We start from the raw sequence: 25,123 nt of genomic DNA on the forward strand, positions 1-25,123 counted from the left end.
GCGCCCCTCAAGCTTTAGTTCTGCAGCACAAACGTCAGCGACATCGATCGCCACGCCTCGACCGGAACGCCGTCGCGCGTCGCGGGCTTGAACCGCCACTTCGCCAGCGCACGGTCCAGCGTCGCGCGATAGAACGCATCGGTGGTCGCGCTGACCCGCTCGACCTGCTTCACGCGACCATCGGTGCCGACCAGCACGCGCACCACGACCTTGCCCTCGCGTTCGGCGCGGCGTTCCTCGGACGGATAGCTTGGCTGGAAGTCGGCGGCATAGCGCGGGTCGATGCCGGGCTGGACGAGCACGGGTGCAGACTTTGGCGGATCGACCGCTACGGTGCCCGTTCCGGTGCCTTCGACTCCGATCGACGGCGTGTAAGGGAGTGGATCGGGGGCGACCGCGAAGCCATCGGTCTGCGGTATCTGCACGACCGTGATCGGTGCATCGGGGCGCGGGGCTGGGCGAGGTTGCTGGCGGACCAGCGGGTCGGCGGGCGGAGTGGGTTCAGGCGGCGGTGGTGGAGTGTACGGCACATAGGTGACGAGGGGCTTGTCGGGCACGAACGGCAGCACGTTAGGCGCTGCAAAGAACAACGCTCCGATCACCGCGCAGTTGATGGCCAGCGCAACGCCAAGGCTCCCGGGATTGAATCCGCCCGTCCGGTTCAGTCGATCCGCGTACATTACCGTCTCCTTCGCATCTCCTCGAGGATGGCGGCGATATAGGCACCGCCGGTTGAGATGGTACATCATTACATTTCGGGGGCAAGGGGTTGGAATATAGGAAACGAGGCATGTGCTGGTGTCTGATCTGCGCCAGTCACGTTCGCGACGCGGCGGACGCGGCGGACGCGGCGGACGCGGCGGACTTGTTTGACGTGCCAGTTCGGCCGGCTGGGTGGCACTTCTCGTCGATACATCCACCACCCCGGCGGAGGCCGGGGCCCAGTTGGGGGACGTTGCTAACTGAGGCCGGCGCTTCGTTACTGCGACCTTTCCAACTGGGCCCCGGCCTTCGCCGGGGTGGTGTTGGGGCACGGTTGGGGCTTCTCTCGGCCCCCGACAAAAATAGTTCGGCTGCAATCGGATCGACCGTCGGCCCACCCCTCCTTGTTCTCCCGCGAAGGCGGGAGCCCAGGCTGGACTCCCGCCTTCGCGGGAGAACATACTTCTTGCGGTTCGCTAACGCGAGATCAGCGCGCCGCCAACCGCTCCAAAGCCCGCTCGCGCCCGATCAGCGGCAGCAACGCCGCCATGTCCGGTCCATGATCGCGCCCGGTCAACGCGCGCCGCAACGGCAGGAACAACGCCTTGCCTTTCCGTCCCGTCTCAACCTTCAACCGAGCCGTCAGCGCGTGCCACGGATCGCTAGACCAATCGATCTCACCCGCCGCCGCCAGCGCCTGATCGAGATACTCGACCTCCACGTCGCCATCGACCGCAACCGACCCCTCGATCACCCCCCACCAGTCCGCTGCATCCGCCAGCGTCACCAGGTTCGGCCGCACCGCCTCCCAAGCCGCCACGTCCATGCCCTCGGGCAACCGCCCAGCCACCGCCTCGAACGGCAGCGCATGCAAAATCCGCGCATTCAACTGCGCCAGTTCCGCCTCGTCGAACCGCGCCGGCGCGCGTCCGAACCTTGCAAAATCGAACCCTGCGATCAGCGGCGCAGCATCGGCGATCGGTTCGACCGGATCGCTCGTCCCGATCCGCGCCAGCAGTGCGCGCACCGCCTGCGGTTCGATCCCGACCTCACGGAAATGATCGACGCCGAGCGACCCAAGCCGCTTCGACAGCTTACCCTCAGCCCCCGTCAGCAAAGCCTCATGCGCAAACCGAGGCGGCGTCACGCCGAGCGCTGCGAACATCTGCAACTGGAGCGCGGTGTTCGACACGTGATCCTCGCCCCGCACCACATGCGTCACGCCCATCTCGGCGTCGTCGATCGCCGACGGCAACATATACAGCCAAGACCCATCGGCGCGCCGGATCACCGGATCGCTCATCGTCCTCGCCTCGAAATGCTGCGGCCCGCGGATCAGGTCGTCCCAATCGATCGCCGAGTCGTGGTCGAGCTTGAACCGCCAATGCGGGCGCACCCCGTCCGCCTCCAGCTTGGCCCGCGCATCCTCGTCGAGCGCCAGTGCAGCGCGGTCGTAGATCGGCGGCAACCCACGTCCGGCCTGGATCTTGCGCTTCAGGTCGAGCTCCTGCGAGGTCTCGTACGCCGGATAGACATGCCCGCTCGCGACCAGCGCCGCGAACCGCGCCTCGTACAACGCGAACCGCGCCGACTGTCGTTCTTCCGCATCGGGCGTCATTCCGAGCCAGTCGAGATCGGCGCGGATCGCGTCGACGAAGCGTTCCTCGCTACGTTCGGGATCGGTATCGTCGATCCGCAGCACGAACGTGCCGCCCTGCGCCCGCGCGAACATCCAGTTGTGGAGCGCGGTGCGGATATTGCCGACATGCAGCCGGCCGGTGGGCGAGGGGGCGAAACGGGTGATCACGGTCATCCCGCCGCTGTACGTAGCCGCGCGCCGACGGGCAAACCCTTCCACGACACCGTTCGTGCGCCTAAGGGGTGCGCAATATCGAGCGGGAAATAGCTTCATGAAACTGATGACCGGCAATTCGAACCTGCCGCTGGCGCAGGAAATCTCCGCCTATCTCGAGATCCCGCTGACCGACGTCAGTGTGCGCCGTTTCGCCGACGAGGAGGTCTTCGTCGAGATCAACGAGAACGTCCGCGGCGAGGACGTGTTCGTGATCCAGTCGACCGGCTATCCCGCCAACGACAACCTCATGGAACTGCTCATCATGATCGACGCGCTCAAGCGTGCGTCGGCGCGGCGCATCACCGCGGTGATCCCGTACATGGGTTACGCGCGGCAGGACCGGAAGCCGGGGCCGCGGACTCCGATCTCGGCCAAGCTGGTCGCCAACCTGATCACCGTCGCCGGCGCGAACCGCGTGCTGTCGGTCGACCTGCATGCCGGCCAGATCCAGGGTTTCTTCGATATTCCAACCGACAACCTCTATGCGGCGCCGGTCATGTCCGCCGACATCCTCGCGCGATTCAAGGGCAAGAACCTGATGGTCGTGTCGCCGGACGTCGGCGGCGTCGTCCGCGCACGTGTGCTTGCCAAGCGACTCGACAACGCCCCGCTCGCGATCGTCGACAAGCGCCGTGAGCGCGCGGGCGAGTCGGAGGTGATGAACATCATCGGCGAGGTCGAGGGTCGCTTCTGCATCCTGGTCGACGATATCGTCGATTCCGCGGGCACGCTGTGCAACGCGGCGGCAGCGCTGAAAGAAGCGGGTGCCGAGGACGTCGTCGCCTATGTCACCCACGGCGTCCTGTCGGGCGGGGCAGTCGCCCGCGTCGAAGGCTCTGAACTGCGAGAGCTGGTGATCACCGACTCGATCGGGAATCACGAGGTCATCAAGGGCGCACACGGCAAGATCCGCCATCTGCAGATCGCGCCGTTGCTCGGAGAGGCGATCAAGCGGATCGCGGACGAGACGAGCGTGTCGAGCCTGTTCGACTGACGGAAAATTGTTTCCCCGCGAAGGCGGGGACCCAGACTGGGCTCCCGCCTTCGCGGGAGAACACATTAAGGCAAGCTACCGTCGGCAAAGCCGCCGTCGGATGGGTTCGCTTGGAGCGACCCACCGGCCGAGCCTGCGATTGCGCATCGCTACGCTCGCGCATCGGCGCGGACGTAGCCGAGCCTATCGCTGGCTCAACGCTACGATATGATCGAACACCGCTGGATGCAGCGGTTTGGCGAACGCACAGCCATATTTGAACTTGTCCCGCCACGCGACCACTGCCTCGAGCGCGGCCAGACCCGGCAGAGTCAGCCACACCACCGTCCCCGGCCACAATGTAAAGCTCGTCTCCGCACGAAACCCCGAAAGCGACAGATCTGTCACCTCGATCTCGAATCGCGTCTGGCCCCGATCGCGCAGGTGCGCGCGCATTTTCACGGCTTTGCGTAGCGCCTGACGAAGCTCCTCGCCGGTGGGTTCGGCGGGGGGGATGGGGACGGGCTGTGTCATGTCCGGAACACTGCTCCCAAAAGGGTTACTTTTCTCCAAACGCACCAGCTTCGGCCGAGCTGGGGTAGTTGCACCCGACCGGCGTTCTATCCCGGTCACCGGGCCTTCCCGTACCAAATGCGGCAACAAAATCCAGGCTCGCGCCACCCTCTATTGATAACGATACGCAACTGCAAATTCCTTAAGGGTGGATTTGCCGCGCGCCCTGTGCTTTACGCCAATGCAATTCCCGAGTTTCCTAAAAATTGCGTGGAGCCTTCCCGATGAACATCCATGAATACCAGGCCAAGGAACTGCTGGCCAAGTTCGGCGTCCCCGTGCCCGCAGGCTTCGCGGCCTTGACCGTCGAGGAGGCCGTCGAGGCGTCCAAGAAGCTTCCCGGACCGCTCTATGTCGTCAAGGCGCAGATCCACGCCGGCGGCCGCGGCAAGGGCAAGTTCGTCGAGCTCGGCCCCGATGCCAAGGGCGGCGTCCGCCTCGCCAAGACCGAGGACGAGGTTCGCGCGGCCGCGACCGACATGCTGGGCAACACGCTGGTCACCATCCAGACGGGCGATGCCGGCAAGCAGGTCAACCGCCTGTACGTCACCGACGGCGTCGACATCGACAAGGAATTCTACCTCGCGCTGACGCTCAACCGCACCACCGGCCGGGTGATGATGGTTGTCTCGACCGAAGGCGGCATGGACATCGAGGCCGTTGCGCACGACACGCCCGAGAAGATCCAGTCGATCGACATCGACCAGGCGACCGGCTTCATGCCGCATCACGGCCGCGCCGTCGCTGCCGCGCTGAAGCTGACCGGCGATCTCGCCAAGCAGGCCGCGAACACCGCGTCGAAGCTGTATGACGCGTTCATGGGCACCGATGCCGAGCAGATCGAGATCAACCCGCTCGCGGTCACCAACGACGGCAAGCTGATGGTGCTCGACGCGAAGGTCGCGTTCGACGGCAACGCGCTGTTCCGCCACAAGGATCTGCTCGAACTGCGCGACGAGACCGAGGAAGATCCCGCCGAGCTCGAAGCGTCGAAGTACGACCTCGCCTACATCAAGCTCGATGGCGACATCGGCTGCATGGTCAACGGCGCCGGTCTCGCGATGGCGACGATGGACATCATCAAGCTGAACGGGATGTTCCCGGCCAACTTCCTCGACGTCGGCGGCGGCGCCAACAAGGAGAAGGTGACGGCCGCGTTCAAGATCATCCTCGCGGATCCGAACGTGAAGGGCATCCTGGTCAACATCTTCGGCGGCATCATGAAGTGCGACATCATCGCCGACGGCATCGTCGCCGCGGCGAAGGAAGTGAACCTCTCGGTGCCGCTGGTCGTCCGCCTCGAGGGCACGAATGTCGAGAAGGGCAAGGAGATCCTCGCGAACTCCGGCCTCGCCATCGTTCCCGCGAACGACCTCGGCGATGCGGCCAAGAAGATCGTCGCAGAGGTGCAGAAGGTCGCGGCCTAACCGCCTTCGACTACGCATACTGATTCTGCGAAAAGAGGGGTTCGGACGGAAACGTCCGGGCCCTTTTTCGTTGATGTTGCATACTACCGGGCAGGTGGTCCGATCGGCATCTCGCCGTGACGCTACGGCATAGCGATGTTTCCATACCGGACTTGCGAAAACGACGCGAAACCGCCATCTGTCCGGCCAACGCCGCCGGGTAACCAGCGCGCGAAACGAATAGATTCACCTTGGAAGGAACCCCGATGAAGGTGCTGGTGCCGGTCAAGCGCGTGCTTGACTACAACGTGAAGCCTCGCGTGAAGGCGGACGGAACGGGCGTCGATCTGGCGAACGTCAAGATGAGCATGAACCCGTTCGACGAGATCGCCGTCGAAGAGGCGATCCGTCTCAAGGACAAGGGCGTCACGGAGATTGTCGTCGTCTCGATCGGCGAGCAGAAAAGCCAAGAAACGTTGCGTACCGCGCTCGCAATGGGCGCAGACCGCGCGATCCTCGTCGTCAGCGAGACCAAGGTCGAGCCGCTCGGTGTCGCCAAAATCCTCGCCAAGATCGTCGAGGAGGAAAAGCCCGACATGGTGATCCTCGGCAAGCAGGCGATCGACGACGATAACAACCAGACCGGGCAGATGCTCGCCGGCCTGCTCGGCTGGGGCCAGGGCACGTTCGCGTCGAAGGTCGAGATCGCCGACGGCTCGGTCAACGTGACACGTGAAGTCGATGGCGGCGCCGAGACCGACATGCTCAAGCTGCCCGCGATCATCACCACCGATCTTCGCCTCAACGAGCCGCGCTATGCCTCGCTGCCGAACATCATGAAGGCGAAGTCGAAGCCGATGGCACAGAAGACGCCGGCCGATTTCGGCGTCGACGTGACGCCGCGCCTGACCACGCTGAAGGTCGTCGAGCCCGCCAAGCGCTCGGCCGGGATCAAGGTCGCCGACGTCGACGCGCTGGTCGGCAAGCTCAAGGAAATGGGAGTCGCCAAGTGAAGACGCTCGTCTGGGTCGAACACGACGGTCATGCCGTCAAGGATGCCACGCTGTCGGCGGTAACCGCCGCATCGCAGCTCGGCGAAGTCCATCTGCTGGTCGTCGGCCAGGGCGTCGACGGCGTCGCTGCCGAAGCCGCCAAGATCGCCGGCGTCGGCAAGGTGCACGTCGCCGACGACTCCGCGTTCGCGCATGCGCTCGCCGAGAACGTCGCGCCGCTGATCGTCGAACTGATGGCCAGCCACGACGCGTTCGTCGCCCCGTCGACCACGCACGGCAAGAACATCGCCCCTCGCGTGGCAGCGTTGCTCGACGTCATGCAGATCAGCGACATCCTGTCGGTCGAGAGCGAGGACACGTTCACGCGGCCGATCTATGCTGGCAACGCGATCGCGACAGTGCAGTCGTCCGACGCGAAGAAGGTCATTACGGTCCGCGGTACGGCCTTCGCCAAGGCTGCGACCGAGGGTGGCTCGGGCGAGATCGAAGCGGTCGCATCGACCGGCGACAAGGGGCTGTCGACCTTCGCCGGCGCCGAGATCGCCAAGAACGAGCGTCCCGAACTGACCAGCGCGAAGATCATCGTCTCGGGCGGCCGCGCGCTCGCCTCGAGCGATCAGTTCCATGCGCTGATCGATCCACTGGCGGACAAGCTCGGTGCCGGCGTCGGTGCCTCGCGCGCTGCCGTGGACGCGGGCTATGCGCCGAACGACTATCAGGTCGGCCAGACCGGCAAGATCGTTGCCCCGGAAGTGTATGTTGCGGTCGGAATCTCGGGTGCGATCCAGCATCTCGCCGGCATGAAGGACTCGAAGGTCATCATCGCGATCAACAAGGACGAGGACGCCCCGATCTTCCAGGTGGCGGACATCGGCCTGGTCGGCGATCTGTTCAAGATTGTGCCGGAGCTAACGGAGAAGCTGTAAGCCCGAGCGAGGCGTGCAGCGTAGCAGCACGCCGCTGCGAACCAGCGAAGCGCAAGTTCGCACGTGAAAGGCCGGCCGGCGGCGCTCCAGCGCCGACCGACGACGCGGGATTTACTCCCGCGACGCGCGCCAGAAACGGGCGGTGTGACTTCGGTCGCATCGCCCGTTCTCGTGTCTGCCGAACGTACAGGTCTGCCGACGCCCAACCGATTTGTTTACAAACTGACGTCTATCTCACCCAAAGTGTCACCTCCCCGGCCGGGGCCCAATTGGGAGACGGAGGTAACGGCGGACGGTCCTTCGTCCCATCGACCTTTCCAATTGGACCCCGGCCTGCGCCGGGGAGGTGAATCTGTCGAAGCGGATAAGTAGCGAATACGTCCAGAGTACCGAGATCGTTCTCGCGCCCTCATGCGCAGTTGCCGCCCACCACACGCCTCCCCAATTACCCTGCATGTACGGCGTCTACCTGAATCCGCGCGACCGCCTGATATCAGCCGCCGGCGCCGCGCTACTCTGCGCCGTAATCGGCTACGCGCTGATCCTCGGTCTCGGTGTCAGCATCCCCACAGCGATCTCGGCCTCGCTGAAAACCTTTGCCGTCGGCCCCACACCACCGCCACCGCCGCCCGAAAAGATCGTTCCCCGTCCCGCGAAGAGCCACCGCCCCGAGGGTGCAGCGTCCCCCGCGAACCTCCGCTCGAAAGCAACCGAACTCGTCGTCCCCAAACCGATCATACCCCCGATCGTCCCGCCACCACCGGTCATCGCTACCCTCAAACCCGGCCCCGGCAGCGACGCCACGTCCGGCGCCGCGCCTGTCCCCGGATCGGGCACGGGCGCAGGCGGCGAGGGCACCGGCACGGGCAGCGGTCGCTCCGGGAATGGCGACGGCGACGGTGGCGACGAAAGCCCGCCCCGTCTCCTCAAGAGCCGCTTCAAGAACAAGGACTTCCCCAATGCCGAGGCGGTGATCGGTGCGGGCGACATCGTCGGCGTGCGCTACACGGTCGAGACCGATGGCAGCGTCACGCACTGCATGGTCGCGCACTCCAGCGGCAACGCGGTGCTCGACGCGACCACCTGCCGCCTGATCGAACTGCGCTTCCGCTACCGTCCCTGGCGAGACGCCGCCGGCCGCCCGGTCCGCTCGACCGTCGTCCGCAACCAGGAGTGGGTGAACCAACTCGATCCACCGTTACGCAATAACTGAAGCCTATCGGCCCAGCCGCCCTCCACTGAGTATCCGCGCCACTGCCGGCGAAACCGTCATCAACCCCCGCCCCAGAACGACCGTGACGCCGAGCACTAGCAACGGCTGCACCAGCAGGTACGCCGGATACAGCCCGGCCCCCAGCGCGCCGGTCGCCAGCCCAATCACCGGCCCGAACAGCCACAACAGCACCAGATGATCGCAGAACGCGAGAAATCCGTACCGCTCGATCCCGCGCAGCGACTCGGCGACGCCACTTCCCGCCAGCGCCCAAGCGACGCGCCAGAAAAGCACTGCCGAGGCCAGTCGAAACACGATGTCGAACGCCGCCATCACATGCGGATGCGCGCCGAAGAAGGCGTTCCCCAGCAGCGCAGTCCACAGCCGCGGCGCGATCAGCACTACGAACGGCAGCGCACATAGGATGACGGGCCACCCCGCCACCCGCTCCGCCAAGCCAAACCGTCGCGCGGCGATTCCAGCGGTAAAGAAGAGCAGTATCTGCGGCCGCAACAGCAGCGGGACATGCACCCCGGACACGCTCCACACGACCACGATCATGGCGACCAGCGCCAGCCAGATATTCGACGCGCGCACCAGCAGGGGCGCGAGTGCCATGCACACGAAAAGATCGCGCAAGAACGGCATCTGCACGTTGATGTCGTTGGCGTGCACGAGCGGCACGAGTTCGTTCAGCGTCCAGCCGAGACTCGTCGGCGTCGGCGCCTTCAGATCGCCGAACGTCGCCGCGGCCCCGACCAGCAGAATCGCGATCGCGTTCCACAGCACCATCGGCAACAGGATCGTCCGTGCCTTTCCGAGCAGGAACGGGCTATGCTCCTGCCGCGTCGCTGTCGAGACGACCAGCCAGCCGGAGATCATCCCGAGCAGCGGCACCGCGCTACGCCCGAACATCTCACCCAGCACGGTACGAAGAACCGCCTGCCAGCTGAACGCGACCGCCGCGAGTTCTTCTGCGGTCCGCCCGGTCCAGGCATGGACATAGACGATCCCCATGATCCCGATCAGCCGTGCGATCGCGATCGCGGTGGAGAGCCGGCTATCCTGCTCGGTCGATCTGGTCTGCAACGCCGGCCTTTCCCCGTTTTCGGACGCGCCTTTACCCCGCTTGTCGCGCGCGAACACCTGCTTCAGGATGGAGCGGCCGTCACGGGGGACAAAGTCATGATCGCCGCATTCCTGCTGTTGACCGCGCAGGCGAGCCCCGCCGCGGCCCCAGACCCACGAATATCCCGTCGGGTCGAGCGCGTGCTGGAGCGCAGCCCGGTGATCGACGGGCATAACGACCTCGCCTGGGAAATCCGCGAGTTGCACGACGCGAAGGTCGAGGCGGTCGATCTCTCGGTCGATACCGCACGGTTGCCGAACCCGCTGCAGACCGATATTCCTCGGCTACGGAAGGGCCATGTCGGCGGCCAGTTCTGGTCGGTCTACATTCCCGCCGATGCGCCGCGCGCGGTCGAGATGACGCTGGAGGAGATCGATATCGTCCGCCGCTTCGTCGCGGCCAACCCGGCGACGTTCGAACTCGCCACCACCGCCGCGGACATCCGACGGATCGAGAAGGCGGGACGGATCGCGTCGCTGATCGGCGTCGAGGGCGGGCACCAGATCGACGGGCGGTTGTCGGTGCTGCGCCAATATCGCGCGCTAGGTGTGGCGTACATGACGCTGACGCACGGCAAGAGCCTGAACTGGGCGGACAGTTCGACCGATGCGCCACGCGCCAACGGACTGAGCGAGTTCGGGCGACAGGTGATCGCCGAGATGAACCGGATCGGGATGATCGTCGACGTCTCCCATGTCTCGGACACGACGATGGCCGCGGCTTTGGCGGCCACCAAGGCGCCGGTGATCGCCTCGCACTCCAGCGCGCGTGCCATCGCCGACGCGCCGCGCAACATCCCCGACGACCTGCTGCGGGCGATCGGCGCGAACGGGGGCGTGGTGATGGTCAACTTCTACCCGTCCTTCCTGTCGGCCGAGTGGCGGGCGTGGGACGTCGCGCGCTCGGCCTATGCGAAGTCGGTCGGCGTGCCGGCGGGAGTCTACGGCGCCAAATCGCCTGCGCCGCTGGTGACGTGGGACGCCGCGCATCCGGAGCCGCAAGTCACCGCCGCAACGGTCGCGGATCATGTCGAGCATATCGGCAAGGTTGCGGGTCACGATTATGTCGGCATCGGCGGCGATTTCGACGGGATCCAGGGGACCGGGCCGATCGGCTTGAAGGGCGTCGACGGCTATCCGTTGCTCTTCGCGGAACTGGCACGCCGGGGGTGGAGCGATGGCGATCTGGCGAAGCTGTCCGGCGGCAATGTGTTGCGCGTCATGGAGCGGGTCGAGGCGGTCGCGAAGGGCATGGCGGGTATGCCGCCGGTCGATGCAACGGATGTGGCGTCGCGGTAGGAGGGGTGATGGAAGCCAGACTTCTTCTCCCCTCCCTGAAAGGGAGGGGCCGGGGGTGGGTCGGGTTCCGCGAGTCCGAACCTATGGGCACAAGCAGGCCAACCCAACCCAGCCCCTCCCTTCCAGGGAGGGGAGAAGTCAGTCGTCAAGGATCCGGCATCCGCTGCGGCACCGGTGGCTCCATCACCAGCGGCGGTACGGTGCGCAGAACCAGCCCGATCACCAGCGCCGTCACCCCCAGCAGCAAACAGAACGCCGTCACCCCCGGCCACCCGGCATGCGTCCACGCGAACCCGCCGGCCGATCCCAGCACGCTCGACCCCATATAATAAAAGAACAGATAGAACGCCGCCGCCTGCCCGCGCGAACCCTGCGCGCGCCGCCCGACCCAGGCGCTCGCGATCGAATGCGCGCCGAAGAAGCCGATCGTCACCACCGCGATCCCCGCGATCACCAGCACCAGCGGCGTCATCGCGGTCAGCGCGACGCCGGCGATCAGCAGCACGACGGGCACCCAGAAGACCTTCCGCCGCCCGAGCCGCCCGGCAAGCGTCCCGAACTTCGCCGAACTCACCGAGCCGAGCACGTACAGCAAGAAAACGCCGCCGACTGCCGCCTGGCTGAGAGCGTAAGGTGGGCTCATCAACCGGAAGCCCGCATAGTTATAGACCGTGACGAACACGCCCATCAGCAGGAACGCCTCGAGATACAGCAGCGGCATCGCGCGATCGGTGAACAGCGATCCGGCACTCCGCAACAGCGCGCCCGGCTGGCCGACGCTCGGCGTGAAATTGCGTGAGGGTGGCGCGAGCCGGCGAAACGCCTCCGCCATCGCCAGCCCGGCGATCCCGACCGCGGCGAGCGCCCAGCGCCAGCCTTCGAGATCGGCGACGACGCTTACGACCAGCCGCCCGGCCATCCCGCCAAGCGCAGAGCCCGCGATATACAGCCCCATCGCCGCGCCGACCGCGCCCGCATCGACCTCCTCAGCGACATAGGCCATCGCCACCGCCGGCACGCCCGCGAGTGCAACGCCGGTCAGGAACCGCAGCACCAGCAAGCCGCTCCACCCCGGCACGACCGCCGCCGCCAGCGTCAGCGCGCCCGCCGCGAACATCGCCGCGATCATCAGCGGACGCCGGCCGACGCGGTCGGACACGAACCCCGCGAACAGGATGCCGATCGCCAGCGGTCCGGTCGCGAGCGACACCGCCAGCGAAGCCGCCTCCGCGGTCAGGCGATACTGCGCGGCGAACAGTGGCAGCAACGGCTGCACCGAATAGAGCAGCGAAAAGGTCGAGAACCCCGAGAACAACATCGCCAGCGTCAGCCGGCGATAGGCTGGCGTGCCCAGAGCGATCGGCGCCTCAGAAGCCACTCAGGAAACTCGCGACGTTACGCCCCAGCGCGTCGACCGCATAGCCGCCCTCCATGACGATCGCGGTTGGCCAGCCGCGTGCCGCGATGTCGGCGGCCAGCACCGCATAATCGGGCGTGGTCAGTTTGAAGTGCGAGATCGGATCGTCCTCCCACGTGTCCGCGCCGAAGCTGACGACGAGCAGGCCGGGATCGAACGCGGCGATCGCATCGAGCGCCGTGCTTTGTGCCTCGCGAAATGCATCGATCCGCGTGCCGTGGGGGAGGGGCAGGTTCAGCGTGGTGCCGTTCCCTTCGCCTTCGCCGATCTCGTCGGCATGGCCCCAGTAGAACGGGTAGTCGGTCTTCGGATCGGCGTGGACCGATGCGTAGAACACGTCGTCTCTCGCGTAGAAGATGTCCTGCGTACCGTTGCCGTGATGATAGTCGATGTCGAGGATCGCGACGCGCGCGACGCCGGCGTCGCGCGCCGCCTGCGCAGCGATCGCGGCGGTGTTGAGGTGGCAATATCCGCCGCAATAGTCCGCGCCGGCATGGTGGCCGGGCGGGCGGCAGAGCGCGAACGCCGCGCGGTCGCCGTCGAGTACGGCGTGCGTCGCGGCGAGCGCGGACTGTGCGCTGCCATAGGAGGCGGCCCAGGCCTGCGGCGTGATCGGCGTGGTCGCATCGAAGCTGTGCGCGCCGATCAGCGCGTCGATGCGGGTGAGGTCGAGCGGCCGGCGCCCGCGGATCGGAAAGGTGTACGGGATCGCGTCGCCTTCGCGCCCGGCTTCGCGCCACAGTCGCGCGGCATCCGTCAGGAACGTGACGTACGGCGCGGGGTGGACGGCCAGGATCGGCGCCTCGCCGCGATCCGCCGGCGCTTCGACCGGACCGATCGCGCGCAGGATCGCGTCGATCCGCGCGGGCGTCTCCGCATAGGCGGTGAACGCGCCGTTGTGCAGTTCGCGCGCTGGCGCATGGCTCCGCTGGGCCTCGTCGAAAAACAGCCGCATTGTCGCTCCTTGCTGCGCGGTCACGAGGGAAGAACCGACCGATCGCCTTGCGGGTCCTACCGGTTCGCGCGCGTTCGGCAAATTCGATGACTCAGAACAGCGGCAGTTGCCGATCGTCGTTGCCGTCCAGCAGCCAGCGCCCGATCACGTCGTGGCGCGTCCGGCCGACATGGCTGTGGACCAGCACGAACGCATCCGCGGTCCAGCCGATCGGCGCGATGGCTTGCGTGAACGGCGCGCCCTCGCGGTAGCCGAGCGTCATGTGCGGACTGAACCGATAGTTTTCGCGGGCGCGCAACCCTGCTTCTTCGCGTGCCACTGCGATCCGCTGATGCAGCGCGGCTAGCGAGGCATTCTTGTGGCGCGGACGCAGTGCGATGGATCGCTCGCCGCCGACGACGGTATCGAACTGAAGCGCGAACGGCGCCGCTTCGACCGCATCGCCGATCGACTTCAGGTCGCGTTCCAAGGCCATCGACACGCGGTCATGGTCGTCGAGGATGTCGATCGTGACGTGGAGATGCTCGGGGCGGCGCTTGTCGCCGTCGGTCTCGAACCACGACGCTGCGGCGGTAATCTGGCGCGCGAGCGGAAGCGGCGGGCGGAGTGCGAAGAACAGGCGATGACGGGCGAGGGGGCGGTGGAACATGCCGGTTTCCGAATCGGGGGAAGCGGATTTGTTGCCAATATGTTCCGATGGATTCGTCCAGTTGGCGTGCGCGATCGAAGGACTCAAACACCACCCCGGCGAAGGCCGGGGCCAATTGGAAAGGTCCGAGTAACGACACGCTGCGCCCCGTTAAGCGCGTATCCCAATTGGGCCCCGGCCTCCGCCGGGGTGGATATTTCTTCGAGGGTACGGCCTTACCGCGCCAACGCCTCCGCGATCAGTTTGCGCGAGTTCTCCACCCCGTACAGCGCGATGAAGCTACCCATCCGCGGCCCCTGTTCGGACCCCAGCAACGTCTCGTACAGCGCCTTGAACCAGTCGCGCAGGTTCTCGAACCCGCCGGTCTTGCCGATCTCGTAGACGATGTTCTGGATATCCTCCGCACTTGCCTCCGCCGGCAAGGCTGCGAGTTCCGCATCCAGCCGCTCCAGCGCCGCAACCTCGACACCCTCCGGTGCCCGCCGCTTCAGCGTAGGCGCGACGAAATCGCGGCTATAGGCCAGCGCATAGCCGATCAGCCGGTCGAGCTCCGGGTATTTCTCGGCCGACGCATCGGGCACGTAGTTGGCGAGGTAGCCCCAGACCTGCTCCTTGCTCGCATCGCCCATCACCCCGACGAGGTTGAGCAACAGCCCGAACGTCACCGGCAGCTCGCCGGTCGGCAGCTTGCCGTCATGGATGTGATGCACCGGATTGCCGAGCTTCTGCTTCAGGTCCTGGCCAGCATAATTGCCGCGGAACTGCCAATATTCGTCCACCGCGCGCGGGATCACACCCATGTGCAGCGACTTCGCCTTCTTCGGCTCGCGGTACGCGTAGAAGGCCAGCGATTCCTCCGGACCATAGGTCAGCCACTGCTCGAGGCTCAGCCCATTGCCCTTAGACTTCGAGATCTTCTCGCCATTCTCGTCGAGGAACATCTCGTAGTTGAAGCCCTCGGGCGGGCGCCCGCCGAGCACGCGCGCGATCTTCGACGACTGCGTCACCGAATCGATCAGGTCCTTGCCCGCCATCTCGTAGTCGACGCCGAGCGCGACCCAGCGCATCGCCCAGTCGACCTTCCACTGGAGCTTGGCCTTGCCGCCGAGCACGCTCTGTTCGATCCGCTGGCCCTCATCCTCGAACGCAATGATGCCCGCCTCGGCGTCCACGACTTCGATCGGCACCTGCAACACGATCCCGCTGGTCGGCGAGATCGGCAGCACCGGCGAATAGGTCGCACGACGTTCGGCCCGCAGCGTCGGCAGCATCACGTCCTGGATACCCTGGAAGTGGCGAAGCACACCCTTCAGCGCCTCGTCGAACCGACCGCTGGTGTAATAGTCGGTCGACGACGCGAACTCGTAGTCGAAGCCGTATCGATCGAGGAATTCACGCAGGATCGCGTTGTTGTGCGCGGCAAAGCTCGAATGTGTCCCGAACGGATCGGGAATCTGCGTCAGCGGCTTGCCGAGATGCTCGCGCAGCATGTCGCCGTTGGGGACGTTGTCCGGGACCTTGCGCAGGCCGTCCATGTCGTCCGAGAACGCGATCAACCGCGTCGGCGTGTCGCTCAGCGCGTGGAAGGCGTTGCGCACCATCGTCGTGCGAAGAACCTCGTTGAACGTGCCGATATGCGGCAGGCCCGACGGCCCATAGCCGGTCTCGAAGAGCACCGGGTCGCCCGACTTGCCCTGCGGATAGCGCTTCAGGAGTTTACGCGCCTCCTCGTACGGCCAGGCTTTGGACTCGAGGGCGGCGGTGCGGATGTCATCGGTCATAGCGTTCGGCGATTAGCGCCTGCGCCCGTGTCCGTCACCCCACCGCCGTATGCGTCTTAGCGGCAACGATCCTTGGCGGTGATCGTCCGATCGACCGCACGACCGCCAAGCGCGCCCGCTGCACCGCCGGCCAGCGTGCCAAGCAAGCCGCCGCCAACCGCATTACCAAGCACCGCGCCGCCGACGCCGCCCGCGACCAGGCCGGTCGTGCCGCTCGAATGACGGCAACGCTTTGCGTGGTAGCGACGGTCATGCCCGCGATACTCACGCTTCGAGCGTGCCTCGGCCTTGCCCGTGGGGATCACGGCGGCGGCCGGGATTGCGAGCGAGAGCGCGCTAAACGCCATTAGAAACTTCCGCATGATGATCGTCCCTGTTGATGTAGGTAAAGTTCGGTATCGAAGGAGGAGCAACGCACGTGGACCGTGCCGGTTGCGTAACGGCCGATGTGGATAAGTTTGCCGGGCGAGGGTGGTCTGCACGATTTTAGGTGGTGCAGCGCTGCAGGCCGAAACCACAGCATGTTTCCCCGCGAAGGCAGGGATATAGACTGGGCCCCATCTTCGGGGGAGAACAAGCAGCAAAAGGTTGCCCTTTCGTTCCCCGTCCCGCAAGGTCGCGTGGTGCTTCGCTATCCTGCCCTCCACGCCAGCCACGCCGGCATCTGGATCGCGAATGCGGATGGTGCGCGTCCGATCGGGCGAGGCGAGGCGATCCGGATCGCTGCCGACACGCCCGTCATCATGCTTAACGCGCCGCTCGTCGGGCAGCGACTGGGCTATCCCGATCTGTCCGGCCTCGACTTGCTCGAACTCTACGCTTTCCTCCGCCCCGCGCAGTTCGCGGTGCCCACGCCGAAGGGGATCGCGCGGGTTACCGGGTTGGACGTGCCGACCGAGGATGCCGAGGTCGCGCCGTTCCTTCTGCGTGCGGCGGAAGCGATGCTCGCGCTAACCGACACCGACTGGCCAGAGCGCGAAGGTGCATGGACCGCGGCGCAATCGCTGTTCCGCTTGCGCTGGCCCTGGGCGCCCGTCGTCGCCGAGCGGCTGAAGAAGCCGGCGGTCAACGAACGCTGGCTGTTCTCGTCGCTTCCCGAATGGGAGGAGCACGCGCCGCGGCCTGCGCCACGTACTGTCACGATCGAGCCGGGCGATGCCGAGGCGCGGCTCGTCGACCTCACCGGCCACGGCGCCGAGGAACGCCCCGGCCAGCGCGCCTATGCCGGCGCCGCCACCGCCGCGTTCGCGCCGCGGGCGATGCGCGACACGCCCAATCTCGTCCTTGCCGAAGCCGGCACCGGGATCGGCAAGACGTTGGGTTACCTCGCCCCCGCCTCGCTCTGGGCGGAAAAGGCCGGCGGCGCGGTGTGGATCTCGACCTACACCAAGACGCTGCAACGCCAGTTGGGGCAGGAAACCGCACGTCTGTATCCCGACGCGGCGATCCGCAAAGCCAAGGTCGTCACGCGCAAGGGCCGCGAGAATTATCTCTGCCTGCTCAACCTCGAAGACGCGCTGCAAGGCGGGTTCGCAGGCCGCGCGGCGATCCTCGCGCACCTCGTCGCACGCTGGGCTGCGTATAGCGCGGACGGCGACATGGTCGGCGGCGACCTGCCCGGTTGGCTGCCGACGCTGTTTCGCCGCAACGGCTCGACCGCGCTGACCGACCGGCGCGGCGAGTGCGTCTATGCCGGCTGCCCGCACTACCGGAAATGCTTCATCGAGCGCGCCGCCCGCGCCTCGTCCGACGCCGACATCGTGATCGCCAACCACGCACTGGTGATGGTCAATGCAGCAAGAGGGCGCGAACTCGCGACGCGCCCGACGCGCTACGTATTCGACGAGGGCCATCACATCTTCGACGCGGCCGATTCGATGTTCGCGACCGCGCTCACCGGTGCCGAGACGATCGAACTGCGCCGCTGGATACTCGGCCCCGAATCGAGCGGTCGCGGTCGCAGGCGAGGGCTCGCCGCACGCCTGTCCGATCTCGCCAGCTACGACGAACAGGGGGCGAGGGCGATCAGCGACGCGGTCACCGCGGCGGGGGCGCTGGCATCCGACGGCTGGCTGCAACGCCTCGGCGAAGGCGCGCCGTTCGGGCCGATCGAGACGCTCCTCGCTGCCGTCCGCGGGCTCACCTACGCGCGGGCAGAGCAACCGGGCGACGCGGGCTATGGCCTGGAGACCGAACTCGCCGAACCCGACGCCACGCTGATCGAGGCGGCCGCGCCCGCCGCCGCCGCCCTCGACGCACTCGTTCGTCCGCTCGTCACGCTCGGCCGCCGCCTGGAAGCCGTGCTCGCCGAAGCCCCCGACTGGATGGACGCGCCCGCCCGAGCCCGAGTCGAAGGCGCGATCGCCTCGATCGGCTGGCGCGCGGAGACCGTGGCGTCGTGGCTCTCCTTGCTCGCGCGCGTCGGCGGACCGGTCGATGGCGATTTCGTCGATTGGCTAGCCGTCGACCGCATCGAAGGCCGCGAGTTCGACATCGGCCTCCACCGCCACTGGCTCGACCCGACCCGGCCGTTCGCCGAGATCGTTCTCAAGCCCGCCCACGGCGCGCTCGTCACGTCGGCCACGCTGACCGGCGGCGGCGATTGGGAAGTGGCCGAAGCCCGCACCGGTGCGCCGCATCTCCTGCGGCCCGCCGCCCGGTTCGAGGCGAAGAGCCCGTTCGACTACACCCGGCAAGCCGAAGTCCTGATCGTCACCGACGTGAAGCGCGGCGATATCGGCGCGCTCGCCAATGCCTATGCGCAACTGATCGTCGCCAGCCGAGGCGGTACGCTCGGGCTGTTCACCGCGATCCGGCGACTGCGCGGCGTGCATGGCCGCATCGCCGATCGACTCGCGCGCGAAGGCCTGCCGCTGCACGCGCAGCACGTCGATCCGATCGACACCGGCACCTTGGTCGACATCTTTCGCGACGATCCCGGCGCCTCGCTGCTCGGCACCGATGCCTTGCGAGACGGCGTCGATGTGCCCGGCGAATCGCTGCGGCTGGTGGTTATGGAGGGCGTGCCCTGGGCGAAACCCTCCGTCCTGCATGCCGCGCGCAGGCTCGCGGGCGGCGGCTCGGCCTATGACGACCGTCTCGTCCGCGCGCGTCTCGCACAGGCGTTCGGCCGGCTGATCCGCCGCGCGGACGATTCCGGCGTGTTCGTGATGTTGTCCGCGGCGATGCCGTCGCGACTGCTCAGCGCGTTCCCGCCGGGGGTGCCGATAGCCCGCGTCACGCTCGAAGAAGCGGTGGCCCGAGTGGCAAGCCGGCTTTCCTCGCGAGCGCCGGTAGGGCATGAAAGCCGCGAACCGGCTTGAGGATTGCCATGAAGACGTTGACGCTGTTGCGCCACGCCAAGTCCGGCTGGGACGACCCGGTCGCGCGCGATTTCGATCGGCCGCTCAACGCCAAGGGCAAGCGCGCGGCGGCGATGGTCGGCCGGCACATGCGGTCGCTGGGATTGGCATTCGATCACGCGATCGCCTCGCCGGCGGTGCGGGTTACGGAGACCTTGGAGCAGATCGAGTCGGGCTACGGTCGAACGATCGCGCCTGCCTGGGACCGGCGCGTGTATCTGGCTTCGGCGGCGACGTTGCTCGACGTGGTGCACGGATTTCCGGCGGAGACGCAGAGTGCGTTGCTGGTTGGGCACAATCCAGGGTTGGAAGACCTCGTCCTGATGCTGGTCGCGGATGGGGCTGACCCGTTGCGGGATGCGGTCGAGGACAAATATCCGACCGCAAGTATCGCCGAACTCCAGTTCGATGCGGGGAGTTGGGGAGACATCGGCTCCGCAACAGCGCGGCTGACCCGCTTCATCCGCCCTCGCGATCTCGATCCGACGTTAGGCCCCGACGCAGACTAAAGCAGTGTTTCCCCGCGAAGGCGGGGATCCAGTCTGGGCACCCGCCTTCGCGGGTGAACAAGGAGCGGGGGGCTCCGGCTATCTACCACCCCTGCGAAAGCCCGGCCCGATCCGAGACCGTCGCAGCGGTGGCCCTGTTCTTCCCCGGCCCCTCCCTGAAAGGGAGGGGCCGGGGAAGGGTCGGCCAATTGGCGCCCCAAACTTTCGAACAACGGGCCAACCCACCCCCAACCCCTCCCTTCCAGGGGGGGTAAAACTCACCCCTTCCCCGCCATCCTCGCCTTCAAATCCGAAAACGCATTCGCCGGCCGGAACTCGTCCTCGCTGATGACCCCCGCCGCCGCCAGCGCCGCTGCGGCATTCGGCCCCCGCGGGAACGGGTCGATCGACAGCGCCAACGTATCCGCCGCAGCCTCGCCCAGGTCGATCGTCCCGCCCTGGATCGCCACCATGTCGAGCGCATCGTCGGACAGCTCGACCTCGTCGCCCTCCGCGATCAACTGCTCGACGAACAGCAGCGCGACCGGCTCGTCGATCTGCGTATCGAGCGGCTCGTCGGTCACCGAACATGCCTGCACCGCTGCCCCGGTCACGCGGCCCTTCACGACGATTCCGCTCTCGGTGCGCTTGATCCCCAACCGCGCGTCGAGTCGCGTGATCGACAGCAGCGCGAACCGCTTCGCCAGTGCCGCGCGCTCGTCCTCCGTCGCGGCGATCTCGACGATCCGCTCGCGCTCGCCGATCGTGTCGAGGCGTTCGGGGCGGCTGAACTCGGGCTTCACGGCAATTCTCCAGATAACAAATTGGGTAGCGGCGTCGCAGCCAGCCCGGCATGAAACGCGGTCACCGAGTCGCGGACATGCGCCAGCGCGGCATCGTCCGGCGTGACGCCGCGGTACAGGTTCCGCACCAGCGCCGGCGCGATATCGCCGGCCACCAGCCCCTCGCGGTACGCGCCGAGTCGCCCGCCCAGCATGCTCATCATCTTGCCGATATGCTTGCCGACGATGATGTCGCCGATGCCGATCTCGCGAAGCTGACCGTCCATGTCGTCGACGAACCGTTCCGCGAGCCGCGCGGCGGGCTCGCCACCCGCCGGCTCCGCCTCGAGCCGCAGCATCACGATCGCCAGCAACGTCGCGATCATGTCGAAACGCCCATCGACCGTGTCGGGCACTGCGCCTTCCCGGTACCAGTGTTCCGCGCGGGCCCGGCCGACGACGGCATTATACAGCGGCAGCGCCTCATCGGGCTTCTCGCCGAGCAGTCTTCCCAACCAGCTCAAAATCTATCGTCCTCAACACGAAGCCGCGCTTCGGCTTGTTTGCCCGCGCATCCTCGCATATCGAGGCGATCGGCGGCCGATGCAATCGCGTGGGACCCGTCACGTGTTTTCGCGTGCCCCGGTTGGGAGTTTATATGAGCGTGTTTTCCGCCCGTACGGGTCTCGCCGCAGCGCTTGCGGTCGCCGCATTGGCCAGCGGGGGCTGCACTCAGCTGCGCTCGCACCAGGGCTATGTCGTCGACACCGACCTCGTCAACTCGGTCCAGCCGGGCGTGGATAACCGTCAGTCGGTGCTCCAGACTCTCGGCAAGCCGACGCTTGCGGGCCAGTTCGACCAGGGCGACTGGTATTACCTCGCGCGCGACAGCCGCAACCTCGCGTTCCGCAATCCACGCCCGAACGCGCAGATCACGCTACAGATCAGCTTCGACCAGAAGGGCACCGTCACCGCGGTCCGTCGCGGCGGTCTGGATCAGGTCGCTTCGATCACGCCGTACGGCAAGAAGACGCCGACCCTGGGTCGCGAGCGTGGGTTCTTCCAGGATCTGTTCGGCAACATCGGCACGGTCGGCGCGGCAGGGGCCGGCGGCGCCGGTGGCGGCAGCAACACCGGCGGCGGCGGGCGCAATCGGCCATAGCCTGTCGGTCACGATGGTGAGCCCGGTGTCGGTTTAGGCCGCACCGGCTGCCATTGCAGCGGTGCGGCCGGGCCGGGCATGGTCGGCACCGATCCCGAAAGGGGGGAAAGGGATCTTCGTCGTAACGCATGTTCGACGCAATGGTTCGGCGTGTCCGGGAAATTCGTCGGAGACCGGATTGCCGATCGGCAAACATCCAATTCCGACCCGACTATCTCCGTTGTAGCGGTAACCGTCTGTACGCTGCCCATGGGGGTGGGGCTTGGGCGAGTCGCTATGGATCATCGACGCGTCCGCGCGCGAGATGCTGCTCTTCGCGGGTGTCGGGCTGCTGATCGGCGGGGTCGACGACCTGCTGGTCGATCTCCTCTATATCGGCCATCGGCTAGGACGCCGTATCAGGCACGGCGGTCGGCCTCGCCTGACCGTGGCGAGCTTGCCGCTGCCACGCATTCCCGGGCGCATCGCGGTGTTCGTCGCCGCGTGGGACGAGGTCGCGGTCATCGGCGGGATGCTGACCACCGCGCTCCATCGCTACGAGCATGACGATTACCGCATCTATGTCGGCGCCTACCCCAACGACCGGGGAACGATCGATGCCATCGCCGCGGTAGCCGAACGCGATTCGCGTGTCCGGCTCGTGATCGGGCACCGCGACGGGCCGACGACCAAGGCGGACTGCCTCAACACGATATGGCATGCCCTGTGCCGCGACGACCTGCAGGCGCGAGCATCCGGATGGCACCCTACCAAGGCCATCGTGCTGCATGACGCCGAAGACGTCGTCCATCCGCACGAGCTGCGCGTCTTCGACAGCTTGATCGAACGCTATGACGTGGTTCAGCTCCCCGTCCTGCCGTTGGTCCACGCCGGCTCGCGGCTGGTTTCGGGGCATTATGCCGACGAGTTTGCCGAATCCCACGGCAAGCAGATCGTCGTTCGCACGGCCTTGGGCGCGGCGATGCCGCTCGCCGGCACCGGCTGTGCCATCGCGCCTGCCGTCCTCGCGTCGATCGCACAAGCGCGAGGTGGCGATCCGTTCGACGCCACCAGCCTGACCGAGGATTACGAATTATATGGAGTCCAAGATAAAACGTATTATGTCGACGAAATAATAATGCGGAATTGGAGATTAGTCTCAAGCCCAACAGCACGATGCTGGCCGCAGGCCGTTCCATATAATAATTGCCTCTGATGCTCTTCGGCATCGCCGAGATGGGTGAAAGCCGCCCGTCCGCTTTCGGGAAACGAACCGCGTGAGCGGACGTTCGTTCAGACAGCCGGGCAGGGGGCGGCAACGCCGTTTTGTGGTGGATAGCGGACCGTCGGCTTTCGGGCGCCCGTACTGCGAAAGCCGACGTTCGTTCACGGGGCAGACGTCGGCCGTTTTGCGCCCTAAGTTCCGCCGTTCCAGTGCCGATCGCTAAGACCTGCAAGCGGACGGTCCGCATTCGAGATGACAATCTGTGATTAAAAGACCGACAATGGCTAGCTAGGGTCAGGACTCATTGAGCCAGAAGAGGTATGTTGCGGCGAGAGGCTGCACATCCATCTGGTGCCGACCGGCGAGGTCCGGCCGCCCCGCTTCACGTGCCGGTACACGCCGCTGAAGTGACGCGGGGGCGACTGGCCTGCTGGTGACTTGCGGTAACCGGTTGATGCAGAGACTGAGCCATGCAGGCAGATACGGACTGCTCTCGGTCATTCTGTCCCGCGATTGAAGTGCGGTTCGAGCACGCCTACCATGTGGTCGAGCATGTCGGGCCGCGTCTTCCTGGGCATCGCCTCGTCGGCGTAATCCTCGTGCGGCCTCACGCCGTTGAAGGTGAGTTCGCCGGCCCCTAGGCCGATCAGCTCGACCAAAAAGGGATCCCTCTCGCGTCCATCGAAGAAGAGGGATGTCTTGGCGCCTAGGCCCGCAATGACGTCGCAGAGCTGGACGGCGGCGGACTCGTGGGAGCGGACAGCGGTGGTGCTGCGGACGCGCAGGGGGAAGTCGACAGTTGTGCCGTCGCCCATCTCGAAGGGCCCGGGTTCGCAGTCGTCGCGCAGGATGGTGTTCCAGATGTCGCGCTGTCGCAGGAAGTTGCTCGACTCGTCGTGGACGACGTCGAGATCCTCCGTTCGGCGCTGTCGCCAATGGACGACGGTCGCGAACACGGCGGTGAGCTGGATTTCGCTGCTGTCGGTGAACGATTCCAGGGTGGGGTTGTCTCGCTCGAACTGGCCGGTGCCATGAGCGAGCATGGCGAAGATCGTCGAGAGCGGATGTTCGGAACCAGCGGCGGTTGCCGCGAGATGCTCGCGCAACGCGTTCATGGTCTCTCGTCTGGGGGTGCGTGCGAAGGCGTCCCAACGTCTGGCCGTCTCTTCGTACAGCGCCTCGCCGCCAAACCGTAGAAGATCCCGATGAATGGTGTTCATGTAGCGGCGCGCGTAGCCGTTGCCGTAGTAGTCGTAGCCGTTCGCGGTGAATGTCGGCTCTAGGCTCAGGACTCATTGGTCATAGCCAGAAGATGACGGTGGCCGCGAGGGCGACGGCAGAGAAGAAGACGGTTGGGCAGCGGTCGTAGCGAGTGGCGACGCGGCGCCAGTCCTTTAGCCTGCCGAACATGATCTCGATGCGGCTTCGGCGCCTGTACCGGCGCTTGTCGTATTTGACCGGCTCGTTGCGCGATCTGCGGCCGGGGATGCAGGGCTGGATACCCTTGGCCTGCAGGGCGTCCCTGAACCAGTCCGCGTCATACCCTCTGTCGCCGAGCAGCCACTGTGCCTTGGGCAGATCGTCGAGCAGCGCTGCCGCGCCGGTGTAGTCGCTGACCTGCCCGGCGGTCATGAAGAAGCTCAAGGGCCTCCCGTTCGCATCACTGACGGCGTGAAGCTTGGTGTTCATGCCGCCTTTGGTGCGACCGATTAGCCGTCCAAGACCCCCTTTTTAACCCGCAGGCTCGATGCCGTGCGGTGTGCCTTCAGGTAGGTCGCGTCGATCATGACCGTTTTCGGTACGGCTTCCGCTGCCGCAAGCCCCTCCATCATGCGCAGGAAAACACCCCTCTCGCCCCACCGCTTCCAGCGATTGTAGAGCGTCTTGTGCGGGCCATAGTCCTTCGGCGCATCACACCAGCGCAGCCCGTTGCGATTGACGAAGACGATGCCGCTCAGCACCCGCCGGTCGTCCACCCGCGGCTTGCCGTGGCTCTTGGGAAAGTACGGCTGCAGACGCGCCATCTGCTCATCCGTCAGCCAGTACAGGTCGCTCATCCACGCTCTCCTCACGGAGTCTGAATCAGATCGCGCCTCTCACATCAATGGGTCCTGACCCTAGCATTACAGTTGCGCATTTGATCGAAGTCTGAATCAATGGGTCTCCATGGCAGGAGACTGTGGATGACGGGCGCATCGATTGAGACGACGCTGGAGCTTTGGGCGACTTCGCTGC

23 protein-coding genes are annotated in these 25,123 nt (G+C 66.2%); 10 read left to right on the top strand and 13 right to left on the bottom strand.

Annotated features, from left to right (window positions below; all coding sequences use genetic code 11):
- Window positions 1-14: 14 nt before the first annotated feature.
- Window positions 15-680, bottom strand: a complete 666-nt coding sequence (locus U1708_RS09785) for an energy transducer TonB (RefSeq protein ID WP_332745094.1) — start codon at window positions 678-680, stop codon at window positions 15-17.
- A 509-nt stretch (window positions 681-1,189) separates the two neighbouring features.
- On the bottom strand, window positions 1,190-2,515 hold the full coding sequence (gene gltX, locus U1708_RS09790; protein ID WP_332745096.1) for a glutamate--tRNA ligase: 1,326 nt from the start codon (window positions 2,513-2,515) through the stop codon (window positions 1,190-1,192).
- A 97-nt stretch (window positions 2,516-2,612) separates the two neighbouring features.
- Between gltX and U1708_RS09795 the strand changes: the two genes are divergently transcribed.
- On the top strand, window positions 2,613-3,551 hold the full coding sequence (locus U1708_RS09795; RefSeq protein ID WP_093398251.1) for a ribose-phosphate pyrophosphokinase: 939 nt from the start codon (window positions 2,613-2,615) through the stop codon (window positions 3,549-3,551).
- Window positions 3,552-3,734: 183 nt separating this feature from the next.
- Here the strand turns inward: U1708_RS09795 and U1708_RS09800 are convergent, their stop codons facing one another.
- Window positions 3,735-4,064, bottom strand: a complete 330-nt coding sequence (locus U1708_RS09800; protein WP_332745100.1) for a pilus assembly protein PilZ — start codon at window positions 4,062-4,064, stop codon at window positions 3,735-3,737.
- 263 nt (window positions 4,065-4,327) lie between these two features.
- Between U1708_RS09800 and sucC the strand changes: the two genes are divergently transcribed.
- From sucC to U1708_RS09820, 4 genes are all read left to right on the top strand, one after another.
- Entirely contained in the window at window positions 4,328-5,530 is a 1,203-nt protein-coding gene (gene sucC, locus U1708_RS09805; RefSeq protein WP_056053980.1) for an ADP-forming succinate--CoA ligase subunit beta, read from the top strand.
- Window positions 5,531-5,775: 245 nt separating this feature from the next.
- Entirely contained in the window at window positions 5,776-6,522 is a 747-nt protein-coding gene (locus U1708_RS09810; protein ID WP_332745104.1) for an electron transfer flavoprotein subunit beta/FixA family protein, read from the top strand.
- Window positions 6,519-7,448, top strand: a complete 930-nt coding sequence (locus tag U1708_RS09815) for an electron transfer flavoprotein subunit alpha/FixB family protein (RefSeq protein ID WP_332745106.1) — start codon at window positions 6,519-6,521, stop codon at window positions 7,446-7,448. The genes U1708_RS09810 and U1708_RS09815 overlap by 4 nt, the downstream gene beginning before the upstream one ends.
- Window positions 7,449-7,902: 454 nt before the next feature.
- Complete coding sequence (locus tag U1708_RS09820) at window positions 7,903-8,661, top strand: energy transducer TonB (protein ID WP_332745108.1); 759 nt, start codon at window positions 7,903-7,905, stop codon at window positions 8,659-8,661.
- A gap of 3 nt (window positions 8,662-8,664) precedes the next feature.
- Here the strand turns inward: U1708_RS09820 and U1708_RS09825 are convergent, their stop codons facing one another.
- The gene (locus U1708_RS09825) at window positions 8,665-9,750 is read right to left on the bottom strand and encodes an acyltransferase family protein (protein ID WP_332745110.1); all 1,086 of its coding nucleotides are present in this window, start codon (window positions 9,748-9,750) and stop codon (window positions 8,665-8,667) included.
- Between the two features lie 96 nt (window positions 9,751-9,846).
- Here U1708_RS09825 and U1708_RS09830 point away from each other — a divergent pair, with 96 nt between their 5' ends.
- Window positions 9,847-11,088, top strand: a complete 1,242-nt coding sequence (locus tag U1708_RS09830) for a dipeptidase (RefSeq protein ID WP_332745112.1) — start codon at window positions 9,847-9,849, stop codon at window positions 11,086-11,088.
- A 145-nt stretch (window positions 11,089-11,233) separates the two neighbouring features.
- Here the strand turns inward: U1708_RS09830 and U1708_RS09835 are convergent, their stop codons facing one another.
- The 5 genes from U1708_RS09835 to U1708_RS09855 form a co-directional block, all read right to left on the bottom strand.
- Window positions 11,234-12,466 (bottom strand): MFS transporter, encoded by a 1,233-nt coding sequence (locus U1708_RS09835; protein ID WP_332745114.1) that lies wholly within the window; start codon window positions 12,464-12,466, stop codon window positions 11,234-11,236.
- Window positions 12,456-13,460, bottom strand: coding sequence for a histone deacetylase family protein (locus tag U1708_RS09840; protein WP_332745116.1), 1,005 nt, complete (start codon window positions 13,458-13,460; stop codon window positions 12,456-12,458). Before U1708_RS09840 ends, U1708_RS09835 begins: the two co-directional genes overlap by 11 nt.
- A 91-nt stretch (window positions 13,461-13,551) precedes the next feature.
- A complete protein-coding gene (locus U1708_RS09845) occupies window positions 13,552-14,109 on the bottom strand; it encodes a 2'-5' RNA ligase family protein (protein WP_332745118.1) in 558 nt (185 codons plus the stop codon).
- Between the two features lie 215 nt (window positions 14,110-14,324).
- Window positions 14,325-15,890, bottom strand: a complete 1,566-nt coding sequence (locus tag U1708_RS09850) for a lysine--tRNA ligase (protein ID WP_332745119.1) — start codon at window positions 15,888-15,890, stop codon at window positions 14,325-14,327.
- Between the two features lie 56 nt (window positions 15,891-15,946).
- Complete coding sequence (locus U1708_RS09855; protein WP_332745121.1) at window positions 15,947-16,252, bottom strand: hypothetical protein; 306 nt, start codon at window positions 16,250-16,252, stop codon at window positions 15,947-15,949.
- 261 nt (window positions 16,253-16,513) lie between these two features.
- On the opposite strand from U1708_RS09855, the gene U1708_RS09860 reads away from it, so the two are divergent.
- Together U1708_RS09860 and U1708_RS09865 are read left to right on the top strand one after the other, a co-directional pair.
- Window positions 16,514-19,213, top strand: a complete 2,700-nt coding sequence (locus tag U1708_RS09860) for an ATP-dependent DNA helicase (protein WP_332745123.1) — start codon at window positions 16,514-16,516, stop codon at window positions 19,211-19,213.
- An 8-nt stretch (window positions 19,214-19,221) separates the two neighbouring features.
- Window positions 19,222-19,761, top strand: coding sequence for a SixA phosphatase family protein (locus tag U1708_RS09865; RefSeq protein ID WP_332745125.1), 540 nt, complete (start codon window positions 19,222-19,224; stop codon window positions 19,759-19,761).
- A gap of 257 nt (window positions 19,762-20,018) precedes the next feature.
- Here U1708_RS09865 and U1708_RS09870 read toward each other — a convergent pair whose 3' ends face one another.
- Together U1708_RS09870 and U1708_RS09875 are read right to left on the bottom strand one after the other, a co-directional pair.
- Window positions 20,019-20,543, bottom strand: coding sequence for a YceD family protein (locus U1708_RS09870; protein WP_332745126.1), 525 nt, complete (start codon window positions 20,541-20,543; stop codon window positions 20,019-20,021).
- The gene (locus U1708_RS09875; RefSeq protein ID WP_332745127.1) at window positions 20,540-21,046 is read right to left on the bottom strand and encodes a ubiquinol-cytochrome C chaperone family protein; all 507 of its coding nucleotides are present in this window, start codon (window positions 21,044-21,046) and stop codon (window positions 20,540-20,542) included. The genes U1708_RS09870 and U1708_RS09875 overlap by 4 nt, the downstream gene beginning before the upstream one ends.
- A gap of 134 nt (window positions 21,047-21,180) precedes the next feature.
- Between U1708_RS09875 and U1708_RS09880 the strand changes: the two genes are divergently transcribed.
- Together U1708_RS09880 and U1708_RS09885 are read left to right on the top strand one after the other, a co-directional pair.
- Window positions 21,181-21,684: an outer membrane protein assembly factor BamE gene (locus U1708_RS09880; protein ID WP_307088129.1), complete on the top strand. Its 504-nt coding sequence runs from the start codon at window positions 21,181-21,183 to the stop codon at window positions 21,682-21,684.
- A gap of 262 nt (window positions 21,685-21,946) precedes the next feature.
- Entirely contained in the window at window positions 21,947-22,879 is a 933-nt protein-coding gene (locus U1708_RS09885; protein WP_332745131.1) for a glycosyltransferase, read from the top strand.
- A gap of 506 nt (window positions 22,880-23,385) precedes the next feature.
- On the opposite strand, the gene U1708_RS09890 is transcribed toward U1708_RS09885, so the two are convergent.
- Together U1708_RS09890 and U1708_RS09895 are read right to left on the bottom strand one after the other, a co-directional pair.
- Window positions 23,386-24,108 carry a hypothetical protein gene (locus U1708_RS09890; protein ID WP_332745133.1) on the bottom strand — a complete coding sequence of 241 codons (723 nt, stop codon included), beginning with the start codon at window positions 24,106-24,108 and terminating at the stop codon, window positions 23,386-23,388.
- 79 nt (window positions 24,109-24,187) lie between these two features.
- Window positions 24,188-24,945 (bottom strand): IS5 family transposase gene (locus tag U1708_RS09895; protein ID WP_332745135.1). Its coding sequence is split into 2 segments (ribosomal slippage): window positions 24,188-24,621 and window positions 24,621-24,945, totalling 759 coding nucleotides; the frame shifts between segments, so codons are not numbered across the junction.
- Window positions 24,946-25,123: the final 178 nt, after the last annotated feature.

It is taken from the genome of Sphingomonas arabinosi, from assembly GCF_036663715.1.
Taxonomy (GTDB): domain Bacteria; phylum Pseudomonadota; class Alphaproteobacteria; order Sphingomonadales; family Sphingomonadaceae; genus Sphingomonas.

Excerpts from the sequence above, each read along its gene's own strand:
- U1708_RS09785 (WP_332745094.1), bottom strand. The coding sequence starts at position 680 with ATGTACGCGGATCGACTGAACCGGACGGGCGGATTCAATCCCGGGAGC.
- gltX (WP_332745096.1), bottom strand. The coding sequence starts at position 2,515 with ATGACCGTGATCACCCGTTTCGCCCCCTCGCCCACCGGCCGGCTGCAT.
- U1708_RS09795 (WP_093398251.1), top strand. The coding sequence starts at position 2,613 with ATGAAACTGATGACCGGCAATTCGAACCTGCCGCTGGCGCAGGAAATC.
- U1708_RS09800 (WP_332745100.1), bottom strand. The coding sequence starts at position 4,064 with ATGACACAGCCCGTCCCCATCCCCCCCGCCGAACCCACCGGCGAGGAG.
- sucC (WP_056053980.1), top strand. The coding sequence starts at position 4,328 with ATGAACATCCATGAATACCAGGCCAAGGAACTGCTGGCCAAGTTCGGC.
- U1708_RS09810 (WP_332745104.1), top strand. The coding sequence starts at position 5,776 with ATGAAGGTGCTGGTGCCGGTCAAGCGCGTGCTTGACTACAACGTGAAG.
- U1708_RS09820 (WP_332745108.1), top strand. The coding sequence starts at position 7,903 with ATGTACGGCGTCTACCTGAATCCGCGCGACCGCCTGATATCAGCCGCC.
- U1708_RS09830 (WP_332745112.1), top strand. The coding sequence starts at position 9,847 with ATGATCGCCGCATTCCTGCTGTTGACCGCGCAGGCGAGCCCCGCCGCG.
- U1708_RS09840 (WP_332745116.1), bottom strand. The coding sequence starts at position 13,460 with ATGCGGCTGTTTTTCGACGAGGCCCAGCGGAGCCATGCGCCAGCGCGC.
- U1708_RS09845 (WP_332745118.1), bottom strand. The coding sequence starts at position 14,109 with ATGTTCCACCGCCCCCTCGCCCGTCATCGCCTGTTCTTCGCACTCCGC.
- U1708_RS09850 (WP_332745119.1), bottom strand. The coding sequence starts at position 15,890 with ATGACCGATGACATCCGCACCGCCGCCCTCGAGTCCAAAGCCTGGCCG.
- U1708_RS09855 (WP_332745121.1), bottom strand. The coding sequence starts at position 16,252 with ATGCGGAAGTTTCTAATGGCGTTTAGCGCGCTCTCGCTCGCAATCCCG.
- U1708_RS09865 (WP_332745125.1), top strand. The coding sequence starts at position 19,222 with ATGAAGACGTTGACGCTGTTGCGCCACGCCAAGTCCGGCTGGGACGAC.
- U1708_RS09880 (WP_307088129.1), top strand. The coding sequence starts at position 21,181 with ATGAGCGTGTTTTCCGCCCGTACGGGTCTCGCCGCAGCGCTTGCGGTC.
- U1708_RS09890 (WP_332745133.1), bottom strand. The coding sequence starts at position 24,108 with ATGAACACCATTCATCGGGATCTTCTACGGTTTGGCGGCGAGGCGCTG.